A 25471-nucleotide genomic window follows, 5' to 3' on the forward strand; every position below is an offset into this window, starting at 1 on the left:
GAGGCCATACGGTATTTCTATCCTTGCGCCTCGGGGCCGCCTTGATCTGCCGCAAAGCCCTCCCGGCTAATAGTCGCCCGGATTCATGATCATCGGGCTTTTCGTATCAGCCGGCGCGAGCGCGCTGCTGGCGCTGTCACGCAGGAAGCGGTCGAGCGTCTCCTGGATCTTCTCCTTGACCGAGTTGGGACCCCGATCGCTCATTTCCGTATGCTGCGCGCCGGTGTGGACGATGTCGATACCGCGTGCCTTGGCCTCTTCCGGCGTCGGCAGCACGCCGGGATCAGTCACGAACTGCGGGTCCTTCGACCGGAACGACAAGATCTTCATGCCGTCGCTGACCACGAAGGGCACCCGCAGATTGTCGAGCGTGATCACCTTCGACACCAGCTCCGGGTGCTGATGGGCGACATACATGGAGACATCGCCGCCGTTGGAGTGGCCGACGAGGGTGATGTGGTCGTAATCGACGTTCTCCTGCTGCTTCTTCAGCTTGTCCAGCACGAATAGAATGTTGGCTTCGCAGCGGATGTAGACGTCACGCCGGCCGACATATTGCTGACCGACATGGGTCATCAACGGCGGATCGCTCGGCAGGTCCTGCTGGATGCTGGCAACCAGATAGCCGCGCGCGGCGAGCACGTTGGCGAGGAACGAATATTCGCTCGCCTTGACGGTGTTGCCGTTGCTGATGATGGCGAGCGGGAGTTTCCAGAGGCCGAGATTGGCCTTGGTTTCGTAGTCGCGCCGCACCGCCACCTCGACCGAGATCGGCCGCTGCCGCGCGGCGTCGTACAGGGCCAAAGTCTCGTGGCGGATCGCGAACCGGCTGACGACCAGATATTCCCCGACGCCGAGGACACAGAGAAACGCCAGGATTGCAAACACCCTCGTCATGGTCTCCTCTCAAATCACGTTTGGCTGAACATGGTCATTGGGAACTCCCGGATCGAGCGACCGTGAGCAGGTTACGGGATTAAATTTAGGCAAGTCTGTGAGCAAGGCCGCAAAAAGGGCCAATGCCAAGCCCACCGCGCGAACGACGGGGGGCTAGAGACAGCCGGATTTGCCGCGTTCGGGGCAGAGCCGGAACGCGCTCGACAGGGTGAACAGGAAGCGGGGGCTGCGGCGCTCGTTGTCCGGTGCCCGGTAGCTCAGAGGCACGGCCACGCCGAGATCGGCCTGGAGATCTTCTGGCAGGAAAAAGCGCACACCGGCTCCGGCCGATGTGAGCGACAGGCCCTCGCTCAGGCGGTGACCGTCGTTCCAGACTGCGCCGGCGTCGCCAAAGGCGTAGAGCTGATAGCCGGTCCAGTAGCGGAAATTGAGCTTCTGGTCGAAGCGCAGTTCGAGCGAGCCGGCAAGGCCGTTGTCGCCGCTGATCTCGGCTGCGCCATAGCCCCGGCCGAAGGCCGCGCCGCCGAGATAAAATTGCTGCGAGATGAACAGCGGCCGTGACGCCGTCTGGCTCGCCGCGGAGAGCTTGAGCGACCAGGCGTCGTTGAGCGTCTGGTAGCGCGTGAACCAGAGGTTCAGCACCGAGAAGTTCGAGGATGCGCCGTCGCGCGACAACAGGTCGTCCTCGAAATGCGAGGCGCCGAAGATGTCGAGGCCCTGGCGAAAGGTCAGCGTCGCAAGATTGGTGCCGCCGAAGCGATCCTGCAGCCGGTAGTCGGCGGTCAGGCTCGCGGTCCTGATATGGTCGTTGTACCAGGGACCGTAGAGGTCGTGCTCGGACACATTGCTGTAGGTCGTCGCCGCAGTCAGCGTGAGCGTGGAGGATTGCGATTGCAGCGGGACGATGCTGGCGCGCAGCTCGAACGCCTCTGTCGTGGTGATGTCGCTGTCGAGGCGGCGGGCATCGCCCGGCCGAACTGCGCTGTACAGGACGGAAGCGCCGAGGCGCACGCCGTCGACGCCGACGGGCGTGTCATAGGACAGCCGCGCAAAGCCGAGCTCGCGAGGATCGTTGGCAATCGTCGACAGGTTGACTGCCAGCGTGTCGCCAGGCGTGAGATAGGAGTTGAATGCGCCGGTGGCGTAGCTCTGCCACGGGCCAACGGAAGATGATCCGAGATTGTCCAGGCCGAACGAGGAGAAGACGTGCCAGGTCTTCAAAACGACTGTGAGACGGAAGCGGCCGGTCGCACCACCGATCTCCTCAAGCGCGGTATCGGTGATCCGGACGCCCGGCCTGCCGTTGATGAGGAAGAGCTGACGTTCGAGCGTCGGGAGGCGCGACGGCTGCTCGGCCAGAACCGGCCCGAGCATCGGCCTCACGCCGAACTGCTCGGCGCCGTCGCCTTTCAGCTCGACCTGCACGATGGCGCCTTCGATCACCCGGATCCGTACCCGGCCGTCGGCAATGTCCTGCGGCGGCACGATGGCCCGGCTCAGATGGAACCCCTCGGCGCGGTAGAGATCGCTGATCGCGCCGGCGATCGCGGCGAGATCCGCCTGCGAGACGTGCTTGCCGAGATAGGGCTGATAGATCGCGGCGATCCGGTCTTGGGATAGCGTGTGTGCGCCGCTGACGTTGACGCCGCGCAGCACGAATTGCGGTTTGGTATCGCCGCCGGTGTTGGGCTGCCCGACGCTCGGAAGCCGGACCGGAGGCCGGCTCAGCGATTCCCGCTCGGTTTGGTTGTCAAAGTATTTCTCGGGCTGGCGCGGATCGAAACCCGGCTGGTTCGCCTGTTGTGCGAACACCTGGGAAATTCCCGCAAAGATCGGTACCAGCACTGCCAACGCGGTAATGAAATGCCGCTTCCCAACGCACGGCGCGAATCTTTCCCCGTAGTTTGACGGAGACTCTGCGATGGGGCGGTAAGGGTTCGTTATCCGCATGATTTTTCATAGTTTTTTATGGTCAATGATTGGTTAATGCTGCCACTCCACTCGCCGCTTCCCGCTAATCCTCTCTTGAGTGATTTCCGGATACCCCTCAGCTCCGGCTGTAACGCGGACTGAGGATCGTCATGCTCGGCAGAATTGGAATGCGGTGTGCCTTCGTGGTGGCGCTGACCCTTGGAACGGCTTCCGCTGCGTTCGCCGCAGAGGATGGCGTCTGGTCGGTCAGCAAGGCCACCGGTGAGGTGTGGGTCGCGACCGAGGGCGCGCAGCAGGTGTCGCTGAGCCAGGAAGAGACGCTCAAGCCTGGCAATACCATCCGCACCGGACGCAATGGCCGGGTGCTGCTGGTCCGCGGCGAGGAAACCATTCTGATCTCTCCCAACTCCGTGGTCGGCTTGCCGGCCGAGAAGAAGGAGGGGCTCTCGACCACCATCATCCAGCAGGCGGGATCGATCCTGCTCGAGGTCGAGAAGCGCAACGTCAAGCATTTCGAGGTCGAGACGCCCTATCTCGCCGCCGTGGTCAAGGGAACGCAGTTCAGCGTCACGGTGGGAGCCGATAGCACCAAGGTCGGCGTGCTCCGCGGCCAGGTCGAAGTCTCCGACTTCAAGACGGGACAGGTCGCCCAGGTCATGCCGGGACAAGCGGCCACCGTCTTTGAGCACGGCAAGCCTGGTCTCAGCTTGAGCGGCGCGGGGACGTTCAATCCGATCGAGCATGGCAAGCCGCGCGCCTCGACGATCGAGCGTGTCCCGGTCCCGAAATCGGGCCTGTCGGCGCCGCGCAATGCCGCGAGCGGCCATGCGATCCATGCGCTCGGTCCGATCGACAAGGGGCCCAAGGCGGCTGGCGTGCCGAAGCCATCGCATCAGGCGGCTGGAGGTCATGTTTCCAAGGCCGGCGCCGTGCGCATCTCGAGCTCGCTCGGCGAGGTCAAGCTGAATGTCCACAAGGTCACGAATGGGCTCGCCCACGGCGCGGTTGCTCCCGGACAGGTGCGCAACGCGAACGCTCACGCCGGCACCGCGACGGTCTGGAGCGACGGCAAGACCAATACGCCGGAATCCAACAGCTCGCTCCAGACTGCGGCCACGACGAGCGGTGCAGCTGCCGGCAGCAGCGCGCCGGCTGCGAATGCGGCGATCGCGGCAGCGGCAGCCGGTGCATCCAGCGACAGCCCCGGCGCCAATAACGGAAACTCCGGCGGCAATGGCAATTCCGGCAACAACGGCAACGGTAACAACGGAAATAGCGGGAACAACGGCAACGGCAACCATGGTGCCACCGGCAACGGCAGGGGCAACAACGGCAATGGCAATGGCGGCGGCAACGGCCATGGCAATGCCTACGGCCACAACAGGCGCTGAGGCGGTTTCCTAGGGGATGAGGGGGGCGCATCCGTTGAAGCGGGTGTGCGGGAGGATCGGGTGAAACGTTATCGGCCGCATATTCTCGTCGTGATCGCGCTTGCGATCGTGCTGTCCACGGGATGGCATGGTGCGCTTCGCAACGCGCTCACTGATCTGCGGTTCAGCTGGCAGTCGCGTGCGGCCAGCGGCAATGTCGTCGTGGTGGCCATCGACGCACCGTCTATCGATCAGATCGGGGTGTGGCCGTGGCCGCGCCGGCTCCACGCGGAGCTGTTGCGCAGGCTCGAGGCGGCGGGAGCGGGGGACATCGCCTTCGACGTCGATTTCAGCACGCCGTCCGATCCGGCTTCCGACGAGGCCTTCGTCCAGGCCCTCCGCGATGTCGGCGGCTCGACGATCCTGCCGTCCTTCAAGCAGCCGACGCCGAATGGTGGCGCGGCGCACATCAATCGCCCGCTGAAGGGTTTCAGCAACCAGTCGTGGCCGGCCGTCGTCAACGTCGCGGTCGAATCCGACGGGCTCGTTCGCCGCTATCCGTTCGGCGAGAAGCTCGGCGATGCCTTGACGCCGTCGATGGCCGTCGTGCTGGCCGGGCAGGACGCCAACCGGCGGCGGCCCTTCCTGATCGACTTCAGCATTCGTGCCACCTCCATTCCGAGCGTCTCCTATGTCGACGCGCTGCGCGGCGATGCCGCGACTCTCGACAAGGTGAGAGGCAAGAAGATCATCGTCGGCGCCACGGCGCTCGAGCTCGGTGACCGGTTCAGCGTTCCCAACGGCAGGCTCGTCTCGGGGCCGGTCCTCCAGGCGCTGGCCGCAGAATCGATCCTCCAGAGCCGGATGCTGAGCTGGACATCCGATATCGGCATGATCCTGGGTCTGGGCGTGATCTGCCTGCTGATGGTGTTTTCGTGGCGCCGCTTCGCACCGGGAATTCGCGTCGCTGTCCTGATCGCCTCCGGAGCTGCCATCGAGCTGGTCGCGGCCCTCGTGCAGGCAAGATGGCCCTTCGTCATCGACACATCGCTATTCCACATCGCGATCGTCGCCTATCTGACCGCGATTGCGCTGGACGAGATCGATTTCCGTAGTCTCCTGGGACGCATCGCCGAGAGTCGCTTTCACCGCATCGCGATGTCGCTTGGCGACGGTCTCGTGTGCACCGACGAGGATCACCGGATCACGGTCTGGAATCCCGGCGCGAGCGCGATCTTCGGCTACGCGCCGGCCGAGATGATCGGCCGTCCGTTCGAAATGCTATGCGCGGTGCCGATGGACGGCGATGCAAGGCCGTCCATGCATGACGCCGCGCGCCAAGCGCTGCTGGTCCCGGGCGGGGCGGTCGTCGTTGAGTTCGAGGGCCGGCGCAAGAATGGCGAAACCTTCGCCGTCGAGGCGAGCTTCTCGGGCTGGCAGGGAACGGACGGATTTCAGTACGGCGCGATCCTGCGCGACATCTCGGTCCGCAAGCGCGAAGCCGAACGCGTCAAATATCTTGCCGAACACGACGCGCTGACCGGTCTTGCCAATCGCAACACGCTGCATGCAGGACTGGCCGGCATGATTGCGAATGCAGAGCGACGGCCTCGCGAAGTCGCGTTGCTCGTCGTCGGGCTCGACGGCTTCCAGGGCATCAACGAGACACTGGGGCATTCGGCGGGAGATCTGGTGCTGCAGGCGGTCGCCATTCGCCTGGAGGGGCAAGCCGGAGATCGGGCGATCGTCGCCCGGCTCGGCGGAGACGAATTCGCCATTGTGCGCGAAGCCGCAGATGGCGGTGAGCCGATCGCGAAGTTCGCAGAGCGGATCGCGCGTGCATTCGAAACACCGCTCGCGACGGGCACACGCCAGCATCGCGTCAGGATCAGCATCGGCGTCGCGGTCCATGGCGAAGGCGGACAGGGCGCCGACGAACTTCTCAGCAATGCTCATCTGGCGTTGAGCAAGGCAAAGATGACGCGGCGCGGCAGCCATGTGATCTTCGAGGCTGCGATCAGGCAGGAGCTGGAGAACCGGCTGACGCTCGAGAGCGAGTTGGCGCTTGCGGCGGATCGCGGCGAGTTCGAACTGTTCTACCAGCCCCAGGTTCGTCTGATCGACGGCAGCCTTGTCGGGGCCGAAGCGCTGATCCGTTGGCGGCATCCGGTGCGCGGCTACGTCTCGCCCGGAGAGTTCATGCCGGTGGTCAACACCTCGGCACTGTCAGAGCGGATCGCGAACTGGGTGATGGAGACCGCCTGCCGTCAGGCGCGCGACTGGGAACTGTCCGGCAACGGCGTGCGCGTCGCGATCAACCTGTCGCCCTCGCAGCTTCACTCCGGCGATCTCGCGCATTCGGTTGCGGCGTTGCTCGAAGCGACGGGGCTTACCCCGTCACTGCTCGAAATCGAGGTGACCGAAGACATCCTGATCCACGACGAGCGCCGCGTGCTCGACATGTTCAAGCGAATTCAGGAGCTCGGGGTGCGCGTCCTGTTCGACGATTTCGGCACCGGTTATGCGAGCCTCAGCTATCTAAAGAAGTTTCCACTCGACGGACTCAAGATCGACCGTTCGTTCGTGCTCGATCTGCTCGCCGATTCCGACGATGCCGCGATCGTCGGCTCGACCATCGGCCTCAGCAAGCAGCTCGGCCTCACGGTCGTGGCCGAAGGCATCGAGAACCGCGCGACTGCCGACTTCCTGGTCAGCATGGGATGCGCGGAAGGGCAGGGCTATTTCTTCGGCCGCCCGATGCCGGCCGAGGCATTCGAGAAGCAATTCCTGGCGGCCGAGCTCGACGCGGTCAGCGCTGCCTGAGCAGGGCTCCGTCTCTATCGCCGCCGGGCGACCGCGACGCCAAAGAGGAACGCGACGAACAGGCTGGCCAGCGGTGCTTCGCGCGTGATCGCCGCGACGGTAGCAAGAGTCCCGCCGGGCCTGCGCGATTCCTCGATCGTCGAGGTCAGGCGGTTGACCGCCGAGTGCAGGCCTCCGGCGACTTCACCGATCGTGCGGGAGACATCCGCGGCCGTATCGATGGCGCGCTCGGCGACGCCGGGTTGCGAGGTGGATTGCGGTATCTCCGTGCTCAAGTGCGCGACCTCCAGACCTGACGATGGGCCGGCACCTTTGGCTATCCGCGCGAGCGCTCGTTCTGAACAGCGGGCCTTGATGACCTTTGGCTATCCGCGACAGGCGCCGTGGTTTACGGCGGGTGCCGGCCTTGGATGGGCAATTCAGCGCGCGGGATTTTGTTCCGGACGATACGACGTCCACGGCGGACCTTCCCCGGGAAACGACGGGTGCGAATCTCTGTTAGGCTGGCGGTGGCTTGCTGATGTCAGGAGACAGCCGTGACCGATCGGACCGTGACGGATCGAGGCCGGCGCATCGCCTTGCTCGGCGCTCCCATCGACATGGGGGCTTCGCAGCGCGGCACCTTGATGGGCCCCGCGGCGCTGCGCACCGCAGGCCTTGCGACACTGCTCGAAAGCCTGGATTTCGAGGTCGTCGACTACGGCGATCTTTCCGTGGCCGAAGTCGGGGACCTCACCGACAGGCCGCCGGAAAGGGCCAATCACTACCGCGAGATCCAGCGCTGGACGCGCGTTCTGAGCCAACGAGGCCATGAGATCGCGAAAACCGGCGCGCTGCCGATCTTTCTCGGCGGCGATCACACGCTGTCCATGGGTTCGGTCAATGCCATGGCGCGTCATTGGCAGGAGCGTGGACGCGAGCTGTTCGTGCTCTGGCTCGATGCTCATGCCGACTACAACACGCCGCAGACGACGCTTACTGCGAACATGCACGGCATGTCGGCCGCGTTCCTGTGTGGCGAGCCCGGCCTCGATGGCCTGCTCGGTGACGATCCGCGCGCTTCGATCACCCCTGACAGGCTCGATTTGTTCGGCGCGCGCTCAATCGACAAGCTCGAGAAGGAATTGATGCGCGCGCGCCGGATCAGGGTCGTCGACATGCGCCAGATCGACGAGTTCGGCGTCGCCGTCTTGATCCGGCGCGTCATCGAGCGGGTCAAGGCGAGCAACGGCGTGCTGCATGTCAGCTTCGACGTCGACTTCCTCGATCCCTGCGTGGCGCCGGGCGTCGGCACCACGGTGCCGGGCGGAGCGACCTATCGCGAGGCGCACCTGATCATGGAGCTGTTGCATGATTCCGGCGTGGTGGGATCGGTCGACATCGTCGAGCTCAATCCGTTCCTGGACGAGCGCGGCCGGACGGCGCGCACGGCGGTCGAGCTGATCGGCAGCCTGTTCGGCCAGCAGATCACCGACCGACCGACGCCGAGCAACGCGATCGCTCCGGGCGAGTGATGCAATCGACCGAGCGGATCATGAGCTGGCGAGTCGGCCGTTCTGATTGGCGTGTATTGATCCGGAGAGGGCGGCGCGCCTTTCGAAACCAATGTTATGTCGCCCCTTGGCCCGTAGCGGGCCATAGTCGAATCCGCCGCGGCGTCTGCTTCCCAAAGGTGACCCGAACCACATCGGACAAGTTGCCAAGAGCAGCCTTTGACCCAGAGCGGAGATCACTGCTTTCAGCTAATGTAAAAGAGAGGGAAGAATGACCTGGGAGGGGAAAAGTGTCCAATACCGGCTACGCGCTGACAGGTTTCATCTCGTGGGCTCTCTTGCTGCTGGTGCTCATGGAAAGCATCCGAGCTTATCTTGTGGTGACGGGTGATGTTGCAGCCAATGGCTTCACGCCGGACAATTCCGGACTGTCGCCGTTTATGCAGCGCCTCGCCCGTGCTCATGCCAACTGCGTCGAAGGTCTGCCGATCTTTGGCGGTCTGTTGGCGATTGCGATCATGACATCAAGAACAGCGATTACGGATCCCTTGGCGCCTTGGTTTCTTGCCGCACGAATCGTGCAGTCGATTATCCATCTCCTTTCGAGCGGTCCTATCGCGGTCAGTCTGCGCTTCACGGCTTTCGCAGTCCAGATGGCGATAGGTGTCTATTGGTCGTGGAAGATGTTGGCCTAAAGACTAGGGCACAAGTTGATATTTGGGCGGTTATGGGACCTGGCTGATCTCCCAACGCCTTCCGGCATAGGTCGCTTCTTCTCGCGCAACCGTACGAACGAGCCGCGAACCCGACTCCTCGCGCGGTTAGATCGGGCAGGAACATTCCCACGTTTGCCAAGTTTTCCCAGTGCCCTTCCCCAAGGGTGACACGCATGGCCCCAGCTCCCAATCGCCCCCCGAGCTGGGGCCTTTTTCCATCGCGACCGGCTGGTGACCCGGCCGGAACTTTGCCGACATAACACCGTTCCCGATGCGCGGGCGCGAACGTAGGCGGACACCATGAAATGGATGCTTGTGGTCCTCGTGGGTGGCGTCGCCCCCGTCAATACCGATCTCGTATTCGACAAGTTCAGTGACTGCCTGTCCGCCGAAGCGCAAATGCGACAGCACTACTCCGATGCGTTCGATGCCTGGGACCGTGTGGCCGCGGCAAGAATCGACCGGCGTAGCGACTACAGGAAGGCCCGCGATCTCGAGGCGAAAAGACTGCTGAGCAACGTGGGCACCTGTGTGCCACACGGCGGGGGAGATTCTGTTGCGCCGGCGGAGCAGCCCAAGCCGCCCGCCGCACCTTCGCAGCAACCCGCTGCGCCGCCGCAGCCAACGCCGCGACCTTAGCGAAACGCCGCGCGGGCCCTTCGGCCAAATTGGGTCCGGCGACGTCGGGAAAAAGTGGCAACATCTTTGGAACCTTGTCATCGGTCCCTGGGTTCTCGCAAGCCGCATCCTGCGGTGAGGAGATACCCATGAAGAAGCTGATGCTGACGTGCGCGGCTGCTGCGCTGATCTCGACCGGCGCGCTGGCGCAGTCGACCGTCGTCACCACCACCGGCACCGGCCATGCCGCCGCCGTGCAGATCGAGCCGGAATACCGCACAAAGATTCGTACCTACGTGACCGAACACAAGGTGCGCCCGGTGCAGACCCGAGAGAAAATCGTGGTCGGCCAGCCGGTGCCGCGCGAGGTCGAGCTCGAGGCCGTGCCCGCCGATTGGGGCCCCTCGCTCACCAGGTACCGTTACGTCTACTCGGGCGAACGCGTGATGCTGGTCGATCCGTCGACGCGCACGGTCGTCCAAGAGATCGACTAAGTCCCGGGAGGCGGGTCGCTGAGCAGGCGGCCCGCCTCCCGCAACCACGGCCCCGCCCAATACCTTCCCCTTATTCTTGTTTGCGAGCGGCTGTCATGCCGATCATTCGATACTTCGTCTTCGTCGGCGGGGTCCTGCTGGCCTTGCTGTTCGTCGCCGACCGGTACTTGCCGGCTCCGGGCGAGCCTGCAGCGACGGCAGATCCTGACAGAACCATCATCCGGATCGCATCGGCAAGGAAGCTACCGGAGAAGATCGTATTCGATACGCGGCCGCGCGCCGATATGCCTGAGATCGCGCAGGCCGATCCGATTCCTGAAGAACCGCGGCAGCAAATGCGTGAAGCCATGGCCGCCATGCCTGCAGCACCGTTCGACCAGATTAAGAAAGAACCGCCCGCCCGCATCTCCGCAGAGGCCCGTCCGCAGCCGAAGCGCTCGGCCAAATCATCGAAAAGGGCAGCCGAGCGACGGCTTGCCCTCGAGCGGCACGACCCGTTGTCCGGCGGATGGTGGTGAGCGGAAAAGTTCGCAAGCGATGTAAAGGAAAAGGCCGTGCCCGTTCGGAGCGCGGTCTTTTTTGCAGATAGGAAGAGCGCGAAAGCGATGCCGAAGAACTCGCCAGCTTCGGGATAGCCTACCTGCACCGGCTTCCCAAGGACGAATGTTGACGGACATAAAGACGCTCGTTGCCCGCGTGGCCCGCGGAAGCACTAGGCCGAGTTGGACGCTGCTGGCGATTTCCTTTCTCGTCTCGGCGGTCATCGTGATCGCCTTGCGCATCATGTTCGGGAGCTAGATCGGCCCGCCGGGCTTGCGGCTCCGCTCACTGAGTGCCCAACCGGGAACAAGTGGAATATCCAGGCGTTGGCGGCCAGGCATCCATCTGGATGCTGACTCACTGGAGGAGACGATCGATGAAGACCATTTTTGCCGCAACTCTGATCACCACCACTCTGATCAGCGGCGCTGCGTTGGCACAATCCACCCCGCCCGCTGATCGAGCGGCTCCTGCTGCTACCGCACAGCCGGCCGATAAGATGATGCTCAAGAACAATTGGCGCGCCTCGAAGCTCATGGGCCTGAACGTCTATAACGAAGCCAACGAGAAGCTCGGCGACATCAACGAACTGCTCGTCGACAAGAGCGGCAAGATCAACGCGGTGGTGATCGGCATCGGCGGCTTCCTGGGAATGGGCGAGCACGATATCGCCGTTTCGATGGACAAGCTGAAGTTCGTCGAAGAGCCGGTCCGGACCAGCTCGACCGGCACTTCGACCACCTCCCGCGAGACGACGACCGGCGCGGCTTCGACCAACGCCACGAGCCGCAACACCAATGATTGGGTCCCCGATCACGCCGTCATGAGCGGAAACAAGGAGCAGTTGAAGGCGCTCCCGCAGTTCAAATATTCGGACTACAACTGACAGGACGAACGTTATCGAGATCGAGGGCCTCCATTTGGAGGCCCTTTTCATTTGCCCACACCGGAGTGGCTCGCCAAACAAAGGCGACCGGTGCCGGACGGGCCGCCGCACGAGTAAGCGTCTCATCGCTCAGCGCATATGAACCAGAAAATAGCCGACGCCGCCGACGAAAAGGACGGCAGAATTTTTTTCGCTGATCTGAACAAAGGCAAGCGCGCATTGCCGATATTTCCCGCCTGGAACCGCGGCGGTGTCGAATCTGGAAGGGCCGCCTGCAGCGGCCCTTCGCACTCAGCCATGTGTATTGAAGCTATTCCCTCGGTTCGGCCAACGCGGTGCCGAGTGGGATCGCTTTCCGGCCGCAGGATCGTGGCCTCTGCAGGCTGGGATCGCTCCGAGGGAGGCGGGAACCGGGAGGGGCGCCATTGAATTAACCTGCATGAGGACAACAGCGGATCTTTCGATGACAAATACTCGTTTCGCGAGCTCCATCTCGGCCGCCCTCCGCCATCCCGGTGTGATCGCGCTGATCGTGGCTGGCGTAACGATTGCGGCAATGCTGATTGTCGATCACGGCCCTTGGAGCCGCGCCAAGACCCAGCCTGCCCATATAGCCATGTATGCGACCACGGGAGAGGCGGCGCGGGCGGCTGGTGCCGCGGTACTCCCGACCACACCGAAATCGCCGATCGAGCCCTCGCGGCCAGGACCCAAGACGTCGCCGACCGTCAACCCCGTGACGCCGTAGCTTAGTCCGCTTCAAGCAATCACCGACGAGCCGAGCAGAGCGAGCACGGCCAGCGCCATCAGCGCGGTGCCGAGCCAGCCCAGCGCGATCAGCCATGACCGGGCCCTGAAGCGGCCCATGATGGCGCGGCTCGAGACGATCAGCATCATCATCGCCATGATGGGCACGGCGACGATGCCGTTGAGCACCGCGCTCCACACCAGCATGTGGATGGAGTCGATGCCCGTGAAGCCGAGGCCGAAGCCGATGATGGTTGCCGCGGCGATGATGGTGTAGAAGCCGGCGGCCTCGTCGGGCTTGGCCTCCAGCGTGGCACGCCAGCCGAAGATCTCCGCGACGCCGTAGGCGGCCGAGCCCGCCAGCACCGGGATCGCGAGCAGGCCCGTGCCGATGATGCCGATCGCGAACAGCGCGAAGGTGAAATCCCCAGCCAGCGGCCGCAGCGCTTCGGCCGCCTCCGTCGCCGAATTGATCCTGGTGACGCCGTTGGCGTGCAGGACCGATGCGGTGGTGAGAATGATGAAGAAAGCGATGCCGTTGGACAGCAGCATGCCGGAGATGGTGTCGGCCCGGATGCGCGCGAGCTCCGGACTGCCGCCGCGCTTGAGCTCGCGAAGCGGCTTGTCGCGCTTGCCCTGATTCATCTCCTCGACCTCCTGCGAGGCCTGCCAGAAGAACAGATAGGGGCTGATGGTAGTGCCTAGCACGGCGACGACCATCAGAAAATAATCGCCGGTGACGTTCGCCTCGGGCCACACCGCGGCGAGCAGCGCCGTGCTCCACGGGATCTTGACGGTGAAGGCGGTCGCGACATAGGCGAACAGCGCCAAGGTGAGGAATTTCAGCACCGGCGAATAGCGGCGATAGGGCAGGAACACCTGGAGCAGGGTCGAGCCCGCCGCGAAGATCAGCGCGTGCTCGTGGTTGAGGCCGCCAATGACGAGCGAGAGCGCCTCGGCCATCGCGGCGATGTCGGCGGCGATGTTGAACGTGTTGGCGGCAACGAGCATGGCGACGAGGCTCAGCACCGCCCAGCGCGGCGCGATCCGCATGACGTTGGCGGCAAGTCCCTTGCCCGTGACCCGGCCGATCTGCGCGCTGACGAGCTGGATGGCGATCATGAACGGCGTGGTCAGAAACACCGTCCACAGCAGCCCGTAGCCGAATTGCGCGCCCGCTTGCGAATAGGTGGCGATGCCGGAGGGATCGTCGTCGGCGGCTCCGGTGACGAGGCCCGGCCCCAGCCTTTGCAGCAGCGTCGGCGCGGATTTCGTCGGCGTGAGAGCGCTGTCGCTCATGAACGGGACCTCGTCGAAGCAGGTGGTTTCATAGCAAATGCCAATCAGAGAACGAAAGTTCCTGGCCGCGCGGGCGATCTGCGATTTCGGTTAAATCTAAATCGACTTGACTGTCGGGCAAAACAGGTGTAGATTGCCATCATCGCAAGAATTCTCGCAGCCCCAAATTCTCGCAGCCCGACATCTCCCAGCGCAAGTCAGTCCGCGAGGCTGCTCGCGCCGGGTGCGGGACTTTGAACGTCGGGGATGAAGGAAGTCCGCCGCGCTACTTGACGCTGACGAACATGCCCCAGGCGGCGGCCAGCGCCGCGCCGGAAAAGACGATCAGCGGGTTATCGCAGAATGCGCCGCCATAGCTGCACATGGTGACGCCGAACGAGCCGATCTCGTGATGGCTCGCGGAGTAGAACAGTCCCGACAGCACCAGCAATGCAGCGGCGACGTAATACATGGCAATCTCTCCGACCCTTTCCCGATTGCATTCGCGCAAGCCCATGTCCCAGCATGGCGCGAAGAGATTGCATTTCGCCAAATCCGCTTTGCTGCATTTGAGATAAAGTCTGATCTGTCCGGCAAAGCATCGGCAGGGTGGAGCATCGGGACGTGGTGGCGCTGCGCTGATGGCGTTTTCTCGCATCAAAAAAGGCCCCGCGTCGCGGGGCCTTTGTCGTGGCGGGTGTGGGATGGCCTATCGCCGCGTGCCCACGCCGTAGAGTTCGCGCTCGCGGCCGATGTCCTCCGGAGACAATGGCGGGCTTGCGGCATCGAAGTCGCTCCAGCCGGTTTTCTGCCAGGCCATGCTGCGATCCTGCAGGTTCACGGACTTCTCGTGGAGAAGCGCATCGAGGCGCGCGCGGTCCTGGTCGGGCACCCTCGCGGTCACCAGCGTGCCGCCGCGGCGAACGCCCTCGGCATAGCGCGAGGCATCCTCCTTGGAGACGCCGGCCTGAGTCAGGGCGCCGACGATGCCGCCGGTGGCCGCGCCGGCAGCCGCGCCGACGGCGGTCGAGGCGAGCCAGCCTGCCGCAACGACCGGTCCGAGGCCGGGAATCGCCAGCAGGCCGAGGCCCGCGAGCAGGCCCGCCGCGCCGCCGAGGCCGGCGCCGATGCCGGCTCCGGTCCCGGCGCCTTCAGCGCGATCGTCGACGCCGTCGCGATCGCGGTCCACCTTACCGGACCGCGAGCCGTACCAATTGTCCGAATTGTTGGCGACGATGCTGATATCGGAATGCGCCACGCCGGCGCCTTCGAGCCGGGTCACAGCGCGTTCGGCATCGGAGTAATTGTCGTAAAGACGTGAGATGGTGACGGTCATTGTGAGGGTCTCCTGGCGATTTGCTTGTTACTTGGTGGGGTTCACGTTGCCCTGGAAGTCCAGGCTGACGTCGGTTTTGGTGCCGGCCTTGTCGGCCTTGCCGCGCCAGACGCCCTCGTTGTCCTTTTGCAGGCCGGAGACGTTGGAATATCCCGCTTCTTCGATCTTCGATTTCGCCTGTCCCTCGGTGAAGCTGTTGCGGCCAGCGACCGGCTTGTTCGAGTTGTTCTGGTCCGAGCTGTTGACGGCGTTGTTGCCCGGCCCGCTCTGGGCAGGCTGTGACTGCGCGCCAGCGGGCACCGCTCCGAGCAGCAACATGGTCGTGGCAAGTAGAGTGAGACGTCGCATTTCTTCGTCCTCCAGCAAGTGAATGTGCCGGCGACAACAAGTGAGATTCGAATTGGTTGCTTACGTTTGAAGCTGCCGAGTGCCGCAGCCTGTGTCGCGCGAAACGCGCGGGTGCATCGAACCAGTTTAGGAACGTCTGCCAGTTTATCCCGTTTATGCGCGCCCCGCGGACTGTTGAAGAAATGGACGGCGCAAGACCACGAGCGATTGAAGGCATTGGCCGATGCGGGCCGGCGGCCGGACGAGATTGCAAGCGAGCTCAATCGAAGCGAAGCGGCGGTGAGAGTGCGTGCCTGGCAGCACGGCATCGCCCTGCGGCTTGTCATTCAGAAGCGCAAGCCCGTGAAAACCGCTAGTTCGAAGGCCCGCATGTGAGCGAGGCGATCTTCCCGGATGCGTCGAAGGTCAGGATCGCACTCACAACGCCGCCTTGCGCCACATAGGAGATGACCGTGCCCTCCGCCGACGGCTGGAGGTTGTCGAGGCTGGAGGCCGGGTGATTTCTGAGGCGGTCGATCCAATAAGCGCGCAAGCCTTGCTTGCCTGAGATCGTCTTCATGCCGCCGCAGCCGCAACGGACCACCGCCTCGTCGGCGTACATCTTCAAAATGGTCTCGATATCACCGGCGCGGTAGGCATCAAGCCAGTCGACCGCAGCGGCCATCGGGTCAAAGGACATCGTCCTACCTACCTGCCGTTTCGTCGGCCGGAGGTTTAGGGACGGGGGTGTGAATGCGGGGTGAAGGTCGTCACCGAAAGTGCGTGTTCCAGCCAGGAAACCGCAATCGTCGCGCAGGGAACCTCGTTCTCCTCGTGTCAAAGCGCAGCAAGACGGTGGAGCACCGCGTTGGTCGCCAGCTCGTCGCGCGCGCCGAACAGCGGCACGCGGAGTCACTGGAAGGCGGCCGCGTCACTTCGACGATTGTGCGTCGGCTTGCGTCCTGGCCGGCTCCCAAGGTGCGGGAAGGATGACGCGGATCGGACGAGCCTCAGCGGAGCCTTGACCGGCAGGCCGGGCTTGATCGCCGGCAGGCTCGGCCAGAGCCACGGACAGCAGTGCCATCAGCATCGCCAGCGAAGTCGTCACAAGTCTCATGTCCAGCATCGAGGCCTCCGGTTTGCGCACCAACGCAAGCCGGGGGCAGTTGGTTCGGGCCTGACCGGGAACAAGTGGCAATTTGTGATGTTGGTCAAATCCAGGCCCGGATAGAAGGGCGCTGCTGGAGGAGGATCTAATGAACGTCAAGACCATCATTGCCGCTGTCGTGCTGTCGTCGGTTGCGGCCCCTGCATTCGCGCAGTCGTTCTACGTGGTGCAGGACGTCAAGACCAAGAAGTGCACGATCACGGAGGCGAAGCCGACGAGCACGGAAACGACGGTCGTCAGCGGTGACACCGTGTACAAGACCAGAACTGAAGCCGAGGCCGGCATGAAGACCGTCAAGGTCTGCACGTCGAACTGAGGAGATTGGCGATGCCTGTACTTTTGCTTTGGGCCGTCCCGGCCGTGATCGTTATCGGTGGCGGCGTTTATCTGATTGGCCACATGCACTGAGAATGGACGTCGAGGGTGCCCAGCGCACCCAGAGCCCTCACCCTGCGGGTGAGGTTGCGTGAGCGTCAAGCAAAAGCCCGCGTGGAGCGATCCGCGCGGGCTGTTCTATATGAACCGCATTGGGAGAATTTCGAAGGCCGGGAATTGTCTCAACCGCGAGCGGTACGTTCAGCCCCGCTGAAGTCCCCGAGGCGCGTCCGAAGTGGCACCTCGCTCACTGCCGCGCGGATGAACTCCGTGGTGGCCATGTTCAATTGTGTACACAAGCAGGCGGCGCCCCGAGCACCCCATCGGACGAAACACGGCTGAAACATTGCTGAAACCAGATCGCCCTGAACTCCGCGCCCGCTCGTGCCGACCAACGGAGCGAAGAGGAGAGACAATCATGATCCAGATCGGTTCGAAGGAAGAAGTTGCGTTCCTGCTGGCGCTGTTCGGCACCCACACCCAGCCGGTGAAGCGGCCGAAGCCGAAATCGCAGCAAAGGTGAGAGGCTGAACCCATGCCAGGTTTGGCCGAATGCCAGAGCCTGCTCAGGCTCCTGATCGCCAGGGGCGATCCCAAGGCCATCCCGCTCGCCAAAGGCGCCATCGATCAGTATCTGAACACGGCGCCGCTCAGCGCCCGCGGGCGCGGCCTGCGCGTGCTCCAGCGCGACGCACTCGACCAGCACGATGTGGCGGTCGGCGTGCAGCGCTCGTTCGCCGAGACGGTTGATGCCTATATCGAGCACAAGCTTGCGGAGGAGTAGGGGGCTGCGCAAGCAGGCATAGTCCGTGTCTTGCCGGATCGATCCTTGCCAGCGTCCCTTGCCAGAGTCCCTTGGCAGAGTCCCTTGGACGGTGTTCCCGGAACCCGTTGATCCCCAGCGAATTTTCGTCTTGTTAGAAACCTTTGCCGTTCTCGGGCCTAATACGGCAAAGGATGCAACAATGCCGCGTTACTACTTCGACCTTCGCGACGACAAGGGAATTGCCCTCGACGAGGAAGGGCTGGAACTGGCCAGCCCGCGCGCCGTTCGGGCCGAGGCGGCCAAGTCGCTTGCCGACATGGCACGCGATGCCGTCCTCTCGGCGCCGCCCACGGGCGGCAGGCAGACGATGGCGATCGACGTTCGCGACGCGGGCGGTCCCGTCATGCAACTGACATTCTGGTTCGAGATCGAGACTCCGGCATCGCGATCGCAATCAGGCGATCATTGACGCGTCAACGATCGCGGCGGCGACTCCTCGGAATCCAGCACGGCGATCTTCCGGCCGAGCTGCCACACCTCGACCTTGCCGTGGCGTGTGAACTGGCGCGCCAAGCTGAGGGCGGAGGAATCCGACGGGGCTTCGAACGCTTCGGCGGAGCGGAAGACGCCGTTCTCGCCGATCAGATAAGCGCGATATTGCTGCATCATGTCGGTGCTCTCAGGCCGGGGGAGCGCAGCCAGGCCTCGATCTGCATGGCCGTTTCGTCCTGCCGCGCCCGGCGCAGCAGCATCTCGCGGCGGCGCCCCGGCGAAAGCGCGCGTGCTTCCTCGCGACAGCGCGTGGCTTCGTCGGCGAGCCTTTGGGTGAGAGTCTTGGTCTGTTTGAAACGACGGCGCATCAGCATGGCGCTTCTCCCTGTTCGAGGAGGCGGGAGCGCGACTTGGCGTTCTCATCACCGATAAATGCCAAGGGCCTCGCGATGATGGATGAACCCTAGGCCGCAGGAGGCGCCGAGTCTGTATCATAAGATACGCCCGCAAATTAAATTTTCGGGTGTAATTTCAGTCGCTTGAGGCACTTACTCAATTTGAGTGCGACACGAACCCTGAGTTCACCTTTGGACCAAAGCCGACCCTCGGATCGCTTGCAAGACACCCCCAAGGCGTCCGCGCGCGGGCTCAGGCGCGAAGCGCAAGGTGCAGGAACTGGTTGAAGGCGCTCGCCTGGTAATCGGCGAACGCCTCGCCGTTGACGAAGCCGCGCTTGCGGTACAGCGCCAGCGCCGGCTCGAACGCCGGGCCGCTTCCGGTCTCCAGGCTCAGCCGGGTCAATCCGCGCGCCTCGGCCTCGCGCACGATGTGGTCCAGCAGCAGCGCCGCGACGCCGCGGCGCAGATGATCGGGGTGGGTCCGCATCGACTTCACCTCGGCGCCGCCGTCGCCCAGCTCTTTCAGCGCGCCGATGCCGACGACGTCATCGCCCTCGCGCACCGACCACACGGTGACATCGGGCACCTGCAGCCCCGACAGGTCGAGCGCGAACACGTGGCCCGGCGGCGAGTTCGCATGCATGCCGGCGAGATGAAGCGCGAGCAGGCGGCGGGTCGGTTCAGAGGTGAGATCGTCGGGGTGGATTGAGAACATGGGGGACCGTTTGGGAGCTGTGCGCCGGCACTCGAATGCGCCCGCACAATATGAAGCAGAGAAAACGCCGATTGACAATGTTCACGTTTTGTTCTAAACTTCAAAATGCTTCAACCGTTGGGCGAGCAATCTGAGATCGCGTCTCGTCCAAGATTATTTCCGCGGGTAGTCGATGAGTAGCTCCCTTCTCGCTTTGGTCTTATTGGATAATCCGGTGACGCCGGACATGTCAGAGGTTGCAGAGGTCCTTCACGCCCGACATTCGGAGTTGGCAACCGAGACGATGGACGACGGGCATGCACTGCAGGCTCGCGCAAACTCGCCGCTCATTCGTTGCGGCAAAGAGCTCGTTGCCGTCATGTCGATGCCGGCACCCATTCCGCATGATCAGGGGCTGTGGGCGCGCGCCGCCACGACGTGGCCGGAGAGCAAGGCGGTGGCCGCCCGGCATCGCGGTCATCTGGTCGTATCGATGCTCGGAAAGAGTGAGCAACCGCTGGTCGCCGCGCGCGTCACGAGCGCGGTGATCGGCGCGTTGATTGCCACGATGCCGGAATGTTGCGGCGTGGTGTGGGCCAGCCGGGTCGCGCGGCCCGCCGATCTTTGGCGCGAAATGTCACGCGATTCATTCGCGCCGTATCCCGACTATCCCTTCAGGCTGTGGATCGACATTCTTCCGTTCCGGTCAGATGCCAAGATCGGCGCGGTCACGATGGGACTGTCCGCATTCGTCGGCCGGGAGATCGAGTTCGTGACCGGTGAGCTCGCGCTGCCGGCGTTGTTCGACAAAGTGGCCGGCCTTTCCGTGTATCTGCTCGAGCATGGAAGCGTGGTGAAGGACGGCGACACGATCGGGGCGAGTGCGAGCGAACGCATTCAGGTTCGTCACAAGAACTCTGATGCGTTTGGCGGGCTGCCGGTGTTTTACTGTACGGATGATTCTGTTTAGATCGGCAGCGTCGGCACACTGCGCCGGCGTGCGCTAGACTTGGATTTGATGAGAAGAATGATGGTTGATTCTCCTGCCGAGAAGCGCCGGGGTAGGGCAAAGGATCGCAGGTTCTATGTCGTCGGTTTGGACTTCAGGTTTCAAACGGCGCCGGGCTGGGAGATGGAGAATCTCGCGGTTCTCGCAGGTGGGCGCCACGTACTCATTCCACCGCCGGGGCGAGGCTTCCCGCCTTTCCCTGAAGCACCGCGACTCGTCATCGACAAATCTCTCGGCCGCGCGCCCGTGGACTGGGAGCTCTTTCACGACTACCGGCTTGTTTCGGATCGGATGAAAGGCCTTCTCGAGGCCCTGGATCCGGAGGGGGTTCGTTTCGTCAGATGCGAGACCCGCTATCGAGACGGCCATGCGGCGCCAACGTATTGGCTTTGTGACATCATCAGGGTACTCGATGCCGTCGACGAGGCGAAATCGGATCTTGAGATCGAGTATCCCACGCCCGATCGTAAGGTTTACAATCTGAGAAAAAGAAGCTGCCTCATCTTCAAAGAGGATAGCGTCGGGGCAGCCCATATCTTCAGGCTTCTCTTCTATCCGATGGTTGTCGGCGACCAAGTCCTGAAGGAGGCGTGCAAGGAAGCTGGCATAAGGGGCATCGGATTCACTGATGCGACCAAGTATTGAGCCCAAGTGCAACTGCTGCTGGCGTTGAAGGCTCATCGCCTGCAGAAAGCCGCGACGAGAGCGAAATTGATTACAGCGGCCTGTATCAGTCATTCGGGAGCGATCGTTTGACACGTCGGGCAAAACACCGGCAGAATGGCATCATCGAAAGAATCCGATCAAGCTCGCGGGATCCCGCGGGCTTTTTTGTTGCGCGGTCGCTCGTGGTTTCCGACGGGTGTCATCGCGAGCACGATGTTCAACGAGATCCAGTCATGAGTGACCACGGTCAGAAATATTACGAAGTCATTCCCGGCTACAAACTGGTCTTCAGAGAGGCCGATATCGGCAACGCGCACATCTTTCGCATGGCCTACCAAGATGCGACTGTCATATGCGATCAAGAGCTCAAGGAGGCCTGCAAATCCGCGGGCCTGAAGAGAATTCGGTTTGACTACGCCTCAAAAAGCCGATTTGGGCTCGCGCCTTCCTGAGAAGTGAAGTCCGTTCGCTCGCGGGCGGCTGTGCTTTCTCGGTACGGGCGAGAAACGCCGGCCGCCTTTGCTTCAACGATGACCAGTTCAGGCTTGGCAAATTTCGTCTAGCGGACTCGGCTCGTGCCGGCGCGCCAAGACCCCCTTTGCCTGATCTAAAATAGAACCAATAGGGCCCATGCTCTTGGGCCGGTGAGCAATTCCGCTCCGCGAGCGTCAACTGCGGACGGTCTGATCGAGCGCTCGCCTGTACGCCATAGCACTTCAGAAATATTGCAAGCTTGTTTGACGAACGCGCAGGCCCAGCCGTGCGGCCGCGCTCGCTCGCTTCGTCCACTCATCGGCAGTCGTGAGTCACGCCGTCGCTGCCGGCCACTAGCCGCCGTTTTCGCCCGTCAGCACGGGCGGACAAACCCCACACTTCAATTTTCGTCTCGCGTGCCTGGCGCCGAATGTTTCGGCGCGCCGCTGAACGATGCCTTGGCGCTGCGCCAGAGGGTAGCATGTTCCAGATCCATCACATCCTGCCGCGGAGCCTTGTTGGTCATCGCGCACTCAAAGTCTTGAGTGATCGCTTCAACCTAGACGGCATCAAGAATCTAATGCATCTGCCGTCAGATCAAAAAGCAGCTCACGAGGTGGAATCAAGCCCTCACACAGGCGGCCACCTCGGAAGCTATAACAAGGTGTTTTGCAAATTCCTTGGTGAACTCGAGGCACACCCATCCTTTGCTGCCGCCCAACAAGGCGATACTGCTGCTCTTGATCAATTGGACGCCGAGATGGGTGACTTTCTCGCCGCGGCCAAGCACGCGTTGGCGCGAGGGCATTTGCTCACCAATACCCCTGTGGGCATGACGCGGGAGGATGCGAACAAGCGTATCGAAAATTGGTACGCTAACTGGAGGACTTATGCCAAAGACAACCAGGACAGCATTCTGCAAATGCGGGATACCGTCGACCAACTTCATTCCGCGGGCGAGCGGGAAGGCGCTCTGCGTGCTCCCGTCCTCTTGCCTCACGGCAACCTCAGTCTTGCGGACAAGATAGCCATCCTGAAGAGATATACCGACAGTTCGCCGATTTCGCAGCACTTTGCCGCTGTCGGGCCTGTCCCTGATCTGCCAGGCTTCGAGGTGCCATCTTTCGATGCGCGACTGCCCGGCTTTGTTCCGCCTGCTACAGAAGATCTGAATCGACCGGAAGGATTTTTGCCAAGTAATCCGCTTCTCCAGTTTGGATTGCCAGGTTTTCCGGCAATCAATCCTCAAGGTTTCGGACAACTACCTCCGACGACGGCTGTCCCCCAAGATCCGTTGGTGCTCAAATTTGATCCGGCAACCGGCTGGGCACTTCCATTCTCCGAACGCTCTCCGATATTAGATCCCGACCCTCCGTCTCAGGCAACGCCGCCGGCGGGCCTCTACAAGGGGGCGGGGCTTGCCGCAGCCGCAGTGTTCGCTCCGGAATTCTTGCCTCTCTGGGCCAGGATGGGCGTTGCTGGGCTAGCTGCTAGCGCACCGACGTTAGCAACCGCTGGGACCGGCGGCGGAGTATTCTCCACGGGCCAGCTCCCATATGATCCATTCAAGCGCGACCAGACGACTTCCAATAGCTATGTTGGCAGCCCAAGTTCGGACCCGTGGGCAAACGTGGGTGTGGAGCAGACAACAGCAGTACCCCCGACGGTGAATCGCCGCGGAGATCAGGACGAGACCTCGAAGGGACCAACTCAACAGTCGCAGGCGCTTCAATCAGAAGCCTCGGGCTACGCCGCATCAGTCGCGCCCGAAGATGTCCGGCGCCTTGCCCGGGTCAACGAGTCCAACGCGGGCAGCGTATTTACGTCCGGGAGTGCGGCGGTCCCGTACCTGCCTTCAACGGAATTCAACGAACGGTTTGGCAGTTGGGCCGTGCCGACGGCTAACAGCGGGCGATCGCAGCCGAGCAAGCCGATCGCTATGTTCGCCGATGAGCCGAGCTACCTCGTTCCACCTCCGATCTTCGGGGTGGACGGTTCGGGCCAACCCCATGGCGACGCTGAGGAGTGGTTCTCGCGCTGGATACGGCCATTGCTTCGTCAGGAGTGAAGACTAATCCGGAGTGGTGTGCGCCGCTCGAGATCCTCTTTTGCACGTCGGGCAAAACACCGGCAGAATGGCATCATCGAGATGAATTTGTTTTGCGCCCGCGACGGATATTGCCGCCGCGGGTTTTTTGCGTCTCGATCCTGAATTGACATGGGTAATTTGAAGGAATTTTCCAAATGACTGACGTAGTGAATGCCAACCTGCTTTCCCAAAACGCTCTCGCGAGAGCGGCCGCTCGCCGAGCGGTGAAGCAACGGACGTTGACCGAAATCAAATCCTCGGCACGGACACATACCGGCGTCGCCATGAAGGCTCTCGTGCAGATCGCGGGTAACAAAGATGCTCCCGCTCATGCACGCGTCGCAGCTGCCACCGCAATATCGCATCGAGCGGGTCATCGTCCATCCCGGCGATAACGTGACGATGGAAGCGCAGATCGAGGAAAGCGTGCAGCGAGTCCCGATCAGTGTTCTCGGAAGCCTCGGGGCGATATGTGATTCCGAGGCGATTTATGAAGAGCGTTGGCTGCATTCGCAGGAGCAGCCATGAGCGAAATACTTTAATGCAGGCGATGGGAACTTCAACGGACGTTCACCTCGAAGTCCATATCGCGCGCCATGACACCGCTAATGCAGCCGGTCACACATGCGCCGAACTTCACCACCACGACCAGTTTTGCGAAGACACGTTCATCATGGCTGGTGCCGGAAGACTCCATCCAATAGTTCGCGCAACAGCAATTCCGGGCGATTACCGTCAGCCACGTTGACAAATGGGAGAGAGCAACCGGCCGACCTTCGAAGCAGCGCCAGTGACCCGTAGCAGACTTTTGGCATATTGAGCGGATGCAGCCACATTGCTATGCTTCGTTCACATCGTGCCTTAGGTCTGATGGGCAGGCTTGATCAGGCTTACGGACTGCAGCCTGCAATTTGGAAATTGGAATTCTTGAAGCCATAGGCCCCGCCTCCGGACGCATTTCAAAAGCGGCCGGGGAATGTTCATGGACGTCATTTCCCTCCGTTCTTCCCCTTGACTCGGAGGCGGGCTTTTTCTGTCAGCTTGATCGGAAAAGTGATTCCGCCATGTCCATTCCAAAAAGCATAACTCAATGCACTTCAGTCAATCGCCACAACAGAAGCACGGCGTGCCACTACTTAGTTGTTTTAATCCTTTTAGTTTGCATCCTTCAGCTCGCAAGCAGTACGGCGCAGACACAGTGCGCAGCTCGCGATGTTTTGGAGAGACAGCTGAAATTCAAGACACGCGCGTCCGAAGCGCCTCAACGGCTCATTAAATCCGAGCGTGACATTGCGATATGGAAGACAATTGCAATAGGCACGTTCGCCGACTCACTTAAGCTGCGCGATGCAATGGACAGCATGCGATGCAGTGTGGGCGGCCAAGCGGGCGAAATCCTTGCCCGACCGTCCTTTATTACTGCTTCTCAGAAGACAGACATGGAGCTTGCACTCGTCTCCCCGACGCAACTTGGGTTCACGAGCGATAGTGTGACGTTAGCTGACCTTTACTCACGGGCTCGAAAACTCGGCTTTGAACTCGCACCGGCAGAGGTCGGACCACAATTGCGCATCCAATATTTCGACCAGCCCGTGGGCGAGTTCCTCATCATCGGAATGGAGCCGATCATGACTTGGAGCGGGGACCCGATTATTCTGAATGTAGCAAATGGCGGCGCCGGATTGATCCTCATCGGCCAAGACGGTAGAGCCGAAGCCGAGATACCTGCCACGTCTCGGATCGTTTTTGCGCGCTCGCATAAACTTGCGGCCAATACCAATCTCGTCGATCAAGCTGCTGCAGTTCCGCGCGAGTAAGGAGTGTGATCGCAACTGGCCCATCGGCGACCTTCGATGATGTCCGCTGTTTGTGCTCGTCTGGAG

General features: G+C 62.4%; 31 protein-coding genes. 19 read left to right on the plus strand and 12 right to left on the minus strand.

Going from position 1 to position 25471, the window contains the following annotated elements; genetic code table 11:
- Positions 1–66: 66 nt before the first annotated feature.
- Together AABA84_RS11065 and AABA84_RS11070 are read right to left on the minus strand one after the other, a co-directional pair.
- On the minus strand, positions 67–897 hold the full coding sequence (locus AABA84_RS11065; RefSeq protein WP_212250277.1) for an alpha/beta fold hydrolase: 831 nt from the start codon (positions 895–897) through the stop codon (positions 67–69).
- A 153-nt stretch (positions 898–1050) separates the two neighbouring features.
- On the minus strand, positions 1051–2847 hold the full coding sequence (locus AABA84_RS11070) for a ShlB/FhaC/HecB family hemolysin secretion/activation protein (RefSeq protein ID WP_338312052.1): 1797 nt from the start codon (positions 2845–2847) through the stop codon (positions 1051–1053).
- 131 nt (positions 2848–2978) lie between these two features.
- Here AABA84_RS11070 and AABA84_RS11075 point away from each other — a divergent pair, with 131 nt between their 5' ends.
- Positions 2979–4220, plus strand: coding sequence for a FecR family protein (locus tag AABA84_RS11075; RefSeq protein WP_338312053.1), 1242 nt, complete (start codon positions 2979–2981; stop codon positions 4218–4220).
- A gap of 60 nt (positions 4221–4280) precedes the next feature.
- Positions 4281–7022, plus strand: coding sequence for an EAL domain-containing protein (locus AABA84_RS11080; protein ID WP_338312054.1), 2742 nt, complete (start codon positions 4281–4283; stop codon positions 7020–7022).
- A 14-nt stretch (positions 7023–7036) separates the two neighbouring features.
- Here AABA84_RS11080 and AABA84_RS11085 read toward each other — a convergent pair whose 3' ends face one another.
- On the minus strand, positions 7037–7297 hold the full coding sequence (locus AABA84_RS11085) for a hypothetical protein (RefSeq protein WP_338312055.1): 261 nt from the start codon (positions 7295–7297) through the stop codon (positions 7037–7039).
- A 261-nt stretch (positions 7298–7558) separates the two neighbouring features.
- On the opposite strand from AABA84_RS11085, the gene rocF reads away from it, so the two are divergent.
- From rocF to AABA84_RS11120, 7 genes are all read left to right on the plus strand, one after another.
- Positions 7559–8536: an arginase gene (rocF, locus tag AABA84_RS11090; RefSeq protein ID WP_338312056.1), complete on the plus strand. Its 978-nt coding sequence runs from the start codon at positions 7559–7561 to the stop codon at positions 8534–8536.
- A 269-nt stretch (positions 8537–8805) separates the two neighbouring features.
- Positions 8806–9210 carry an MAPEG family protein gene (locus AABA84_RS11095; protein ID WP_338306702.1) on the plus strand — a complete coding sequence of 135 codons (405 nt, stop codon included), beginning with the start codon at positions 8806–8808 and terminating at the stop codon, positions 9208–9210.
- A gap of 321 nt (positions 9211–9531) precedes the next feature.
- Entirely contained in the window at positions 9532–9870 is a 339-nt protein-coding gene (locus AABA84_RS11100) for a hypothetical protein (protein ID WP_212250265.1), read from the plus strand.
- A 128-nt stretch (positions 9871–9998) separates the two neighbouring features.
- Positions 9999–10343 carry a DUF1236 domain-containing protein gene (locus AABA84_RS11105; protein WP_018319180.1) on the plus strand — a complete coding sequence of 115 codons (345 nt, stop codon included), beginning with the start codon at positions 9999–10001 and terminating at the stop codon, positions 10341–10343.
- Positions 10344–10438: 95 nt separating this feature from the next.
- On the plus strand, positions 10439–10861 hold the full coding sequence (locus tag AABA84_RS11110) for a hypothetical protein (protein WP_338312057.1): 423 nt from the start codon (positions 10439–10441) through the stop codon (positions 10859–10861).
- Between the two features lie 398 nt (positions 10862–11259).
- Positions 11260–11769 carry a PRC-barrel domain-containing protein gene (locus AABA84_RS11115; protein ID WP_338312058.1) on the plus strand — a complete coding sequence of 170 codons (510 nt, stop codon included), beginning with the start codon at positions 11260–11262 and terminating at the stop codon, positions 11767–11769.
- Between the two features lie 463 nt (positions 11770–12232).
- On the plus strand, positions 12233–12517 hold the full coding sequence (locus AABA84_RS11120; RefSeq protein WP_212250259.1) for a hypothetical protein: 285 nt from the start codon (positions 12233–12235) through the stop codon (positions 12515–12517).
- An 11-nt stretch (positions 12518–12528) separates the two neighbouring features.
- On the opposite strand, the gene AABA84_RS11125 is transcribed toward AABA84_RS11120, so the two are convergent.
- The 4 genes from AABA84_RS11125 to AABA84_RS11140 all read right to left on the minus strand — a co-directional run bounded on the left by AABA84_RS11125 (position 12529) and on the right by AABA84_RS11140 (position 15478).
- The gene (locus AABA84_RS11125; RefSeq protein WP_212250258.1) at positions 12529–13815 is read right to left on the minus strand and encodes an NRAMP family divalent metal transporter; all 1287 of its coding nucleotides are present in this window, start codon (positions 13813–13815) and stop codon (positions 12529–12531) included.
- A 265-nt stretch (positions 13816–14080) separates the two neighbouring features.
- Complete coding sequence (locus AABA84_RS11130; RefSeq protein WP_020508701.1) at positions 14081–14266, minus strand: hypothetical protein; 186 nt, start codon at positions 14264–14266, stop codon at positions 14081–14083.
- Between the two features lie 237 nt (positions 14267–14503).
- A complete protein-coding gene (locus AABA84_RS11135; RefSeq protein ID WP_212250256.1) occupies positions 14504–15130 on the minus strand; it encodes a hypothetical protein in 627 nt (208 codons plus the stop codon).
- A gap of 27 nt (positions 15131–15157) precedes the next feature.
- On the minus strand, positions 15158–15478 hold the full coding sequence (locus AABA84_RS11140; RefSeq protein ID WP_038947871.1) for a hypothetical protein: 321 nt from the start codon (positions 15476–15478) through the stop codon (positions 15158–15160).
- Between the two features lie 174 nt (positions 15479–15652).
- On the opposite strand from AABA84_RS11140, the gene AABA84_RS11145 reads away from it, so the two are divergent.
- A complete protein-coding gene (locus tag AABA84_RS11145; RefSeq protein ID WP_338306699.1) occupies positions 15653–15853 on the plus strand; it encodes a hypothetical protein in 201 nt (66 codons plus the stop codon).
- Here AABA84_RS11145 and AABA84_RS11150 read toward each other — a convergent pair.
- Positions 15831–16157, minus strand: a complete 327-nt coding sequence (locus tag AABA84_RS11150; protein ID WP_338312059.1) for a nuclear transport factor 2 family protein — start codon at positions 16155–16157, stop codon at positions 15831–15833. The genes AABA84_RS11145 and AABA84_RS11150 overlap by 23 nt on opposite strands.
- A gap of 556 nt (positions 16158–16713) precedes the next feature.
- Between AABA84_RS11150 and AABA84_RS11155 the strand changes: the two genes are divergently transcribed.
- The 3 genes from AABA84_RS11155 to AABA84_RS11165 all read left to right on the plus strand — a co-directional run bounded on the left by AABA84_RS11155 (position 16714) and on the right by AABA84_RS11165 (position 18235).
- Positions 16714–16941, plus strand: a complete 228-nt coding sequence (locus AABA84_RS11155) for a hypothetical protein (RefSeq protein WP_338312060.1) — start codon at positions 16714–16716, stop codon at positions 16939–16941.
- Between the two features lie 594 nt (positions 16942–17535).
- Positions 17536–17784, plus strand: coding sequence for a hypothetical protein (locus AABA84_RS11160; protein ID WP_018319193.1), 249 nt, complete (start codon positions 17536–17538; stop codon positions 17782–17784).
- Between the two features lie 91 nt (positions 17785–17875).
- Positions 17876–18235: a DUF6894 family protein gene (locus AABA84_RS11165; RefSeq protein WP_445083404.1), complete on the plus strand. Its 360-nt coding sequence runs from the start codon at positions 17876–17878 to the stop codon at positions 18233–18235.
- Here AABA84_RS11165 and AABA84_RS11170 read toward each other — a convergent pair.
- The 3 genes from AABA84_RS11170 to AABA84_RS11180 all read right to left on the minus strand — a co-directional run bounded on the left by AABA84_RS11170 (position 18229) and on the right by AABA84_RS11180 (position 19371).
- Positions 18229–18435, minus strand: coding sequence for a hypothetical protein (locus AABA84_RS11170; protein ID WP_212250235.1), 207 nt, complete (start codon positions 18433–18435; stop codon positions 18229–18231). The two genes, AABA84_RS11165 and AABA84_RS11170, sit on opposite strands and share 7 nt — an antisense overlap.
- A complete protein-coding gene (locus AABA84_RS11175; protein WP_212250233.1) occupies positions 18432–18632 on the minus strand; it encodes a hypothetical protein in 201 nt (66 codons plus the stop codon). Before AABA84_RS11175 ends, AABA84_RS11170 begins: the two co-directional genes overlap by 4 nt.
- Positions 18633–18906: 274 nt before the next feature.
- Complete coding sequence (locus AABA84_RS11180) at positions 18907–19371, minus strand: GNAT family N-acetyltransferase (RefSeq protein WP_152102603.1); 465 nt, start codon at positions 19369–19371, stop codon at positions 18907–18909.
- 214 nt (positions 19372–19585) lie between these two features.
- Between AABA84_RS11180 and AABA84_RS11185 the strand changes: the two genes are divergently transcribed.
- The 5 genes from AABA84_RS11185 to AABA84_RS11205 all read left to right on the plus strand — a co-directional run bounded on the left by AABA84_RS11185 (position 19586) and on the right by AABA84_RS11205 (position 24116).
- A complete protein-coding gene (locus tag AABA84_RS11185; RefSeq protein ID WP_338312061.1) occupies positions 19586–20320 on the plus strand; it encodes a DUF4261 domain-containing protein in 735 nt (244 codons plus the stop codon).
- Positions 20321–20377: 57 nt separating this feature from the next.
- Entirely contained in the window at positions 20378–21004 is a 627-nt protein-coding gene (locus AABA84_RS11190) for an imm11 family protein (RefSeq protein WP_338312062.1), read from the plus strand.
- Between the two features lie 254 nt (positions 21005–21258).
- Positions 21259–21477, plus strand: coding sequence for an imm11 family protein (locus tag AABA84_RS11195; RefSeq protein WP_338312063.1), 219 nt, complete (start codon positions 21259–21261; stop codon positions 21475–21477).
- A gap of 452 nt (positions 21478–21929) precedes the next feature.
- Entirely contained in the window at positions 21930–23567 is a 1638-nt protein-coding gene (locus tag AABA84_RS11200) for an AHH domain-containing protein (protein WP_338312064.1), read from the plus strand.
- A 339-nt stretch (positions 23568–23906) separates the two neighbouring features.
- The gene (locus AABA84_RS11205) at positions 23907–24116 is read left to right on the plus strand and encodes a hypothetical protein (protein WP_338312065.1); all 210 of its coding nucleotides are present in this window, start codon (positions 23907–23909) and stop codon (positions 24114–24116) included.
- A gap of 31 nt (positions 24117–24147) precedes the next feature.
- Here the strand turns inward: AABA84_RS11205 and AABA84_RS11210 are convergent, their stop codons facing one another.
- Entirely contained in the window at positions 24148–24285 is a 138-nt protein-coding gene (locus AABA84_RS11210; RefSeq protein WP_338312066.1) for a hypothetical protein, read from the minus strand.
- A 367-nt stretch (positions 24286–24652) separates the two neighbouring features.
- On the opposite strand from AABA84_RS11210, the gene AABA84_RS11215 reads away from it, so the two are divergent.
- Entirely contained in the window at positions 24653–25405 is a 753-nt protein-coding gene (locus AABA84_RS11215; protein ID WP_338312067.1) for a hypothetical protein, read from the plus strand.
- Positions 25406–25471 lie beyond the last annotated feature (66 nt).

Source organism: Bradyrhizobium sp. TM239, from assembly GCF_036247985.1.
Classification (GTDB): Bacteria; Pseudomonadota; Alphaproteobacteria; order Rhizobiales; family Xanthobacteraceae; genus Bradyrhizobium; species Bradyrhizobium ottawaense.

What these genes read in the sequence shown, in the direction of transcription:
- AABA84_RS11070 (WP_338312052.1), bottom strand. Translation starts at nt 2,847, where the DNA reads ATGCGGATAACGAACCCTTACCGCCCCATCGCAGAGTCTCCGTCAAAC.
- AABA84_RS11135 (WP_212250256.1), bottom strand. Translation starts at nt 15,130, where the DNA reads ATGACCGTCACCATCTCACGTCTTTACGACAATTACTCCGATGCCGAA.
- AABA84_RS11205 (WP_338312065.1), top strand. Translation starts at nt 23,907, where the DNA reads ATGCTCCCGCTCATGCACGCGTCGCAGCTGCCACCGCAATATCGCATC.
- AABA84_RS11110 (WP_338312057.1), top strand. Translation starts at nt 10,439, where the DNA reads ATGCCGATCATTCGATACTTCGTCTTCGTCGGCGGGGTCCTGCTGGCC.
- AABA84_RS11200 (WP_338312064.1), top strand. Translation starts at nt 21,930, where the DNA reads ATGTTTCGGCGCGCCGCTGAACGATGCCTTGGCGCTGCGCCAGAGGGT.
- AABA84_RS11140 (WP_038947871.1), bottom strand. Translation starts at nt 15,478, where the DNA reads ATGCGACGTCTCACTCTACTTGCCACGACCATGTTGCTGCTCGGAGCG.
- AABA84_RS11155 (WP_338312060.1), top strand. Translation starts at nt 16,714, where the DNA reads ATGAACGTCAAGACCATCATTGCCGCTGTCGTGCTGTCGTCGGTTGCG.
- AABA84_RS11065 (WP_212250277.1), bottom strand. Translation starts at nt 897, where the DNA reads ATGACGAGGGTGTTTGCAATCCTGGCGTTTCTCTGTGTCCTCGGCGTC.
- AABA84_RS11120 (WP_212250259.1), top strand. Translation starts at nt 12,233, where the DNA reads ATGACAAATACTCGTTTCGCGAGCTCCATCTCGGCCGCCCTCCGCCAT.
- AABA84_RS11215 (WP_338312067.1), top strand. Translation starts at nt 24,653, where the DNA reads ATGTCCATTCCAAAAAGCATAACTCAATGCACTTCAGTCAATCGCCAC.
- AABA84_RS11180 (WP_152102603.1), bottom strand. Translation starts at nt 19,371, where the DNA reads ATGTTCTCAATCCACCCCGACGATCTCACCTCTGAACCGACCCGCCGC.
- AABA84_RS11125 (WP_212250258.1), bottom strand. Translation starts at nt 13,815, where the DNA reads ATGAGCGACAGCGCTCTCACGCCGACGAAATCCGCGCCGACGCTGCTG.
- AABA84_RS11160 (WP_018319193.1), top strand. Translation starts at nt 17,536, where the DNA reads ATGCCAGGTTTGGCCGAATGCCAGAGCCTGCTCAGGCTCCTGATCGCC.
- AABA84_RS11195 (WP_338312063.1), top strand. Translation starts at nt 21,259, where the DNA reads ATGAGTGACCACGGTCAGAAATATTACGAAGTCATTCCCGGCTACAAA.
- AABA84_RS11210 (WP_338312066.1), bottom strand. Translation starts at nt 24,285, where the DNA reads ATGGAGTCTTCCGGCACCAGCCATGATGAACGTGTCTTCGCAAAACTG.
- AABA84_RS11170 (WP_212250235.1), bottom strand. Translation starts at nt 18,435, where the DNA reads ATGATGCAGCAATATCGCGCTTATCTGATCGGCGAGAACGGCGTCTTC.
- AABA84_RS11105 (WP_018319180.1), top strand. Translation starts at nt 9,999, where the DNA reads ATGAAGAAGCTGATGCTGACGTGCGCGGCTGCTGCGCTGATCTCGACC.
- AABA84_RS11190 (WP_338312062.1), top strand. Translation starts at nt 20,378, where the DNA reads ATGATGGTTGATTCTCCTGCCGAGAAGCGCCGGGGTAGGGCAAAGGAT.
- AABA84_RS11100 (WP_212250265.1), top strand. Translation starts at nt 9,532, where the DNA reads ATGAAATGGATGCTTGTGGTCCTCGTGGGTGGCGTCGCCCCCGTCAAT.
- AABA84_RS11150 (WP_338312059.1), bottom strand. Translation starts at nt 16,157, where the DNA reads ATGTCCTTTGACCCGATGGCCGCTGCGGTCGACTGGCTTGATGCCTAC.
- AABA84_RS11075 (WP_338312053.1), top strand. Translation starts at nt 2,979, where the DNA reads ATGCTCGGCAGAATTGGAATGCGGTGTGCCTTCGTGGTGGCGCTGACC.
- AABA84_RS11130 (WP_020508701.1), bottom strand. Translation starts at nt 14,266, where the DNA reads ATGTATTACGTCGCCGCTGCATTGCTGGTGCTGTCGGGACTGTTCTAC.
- AABA84_RS11115 (WP_338312058.1), top strand. Translation starts at nt 11,260, where the DNA reads ATGAAGACCATTTTTGCCGCAACTCTGATCACCACCACTCTGATCAGC.
- AABA84_RS11175 (WP_212250233.1), bottom strand. Translation starts at nt 18,632, where the DNA reads ATGCTGATGCGCCGTCGTTTCAAACAGACCAAGACTCTCACCCAAAGG.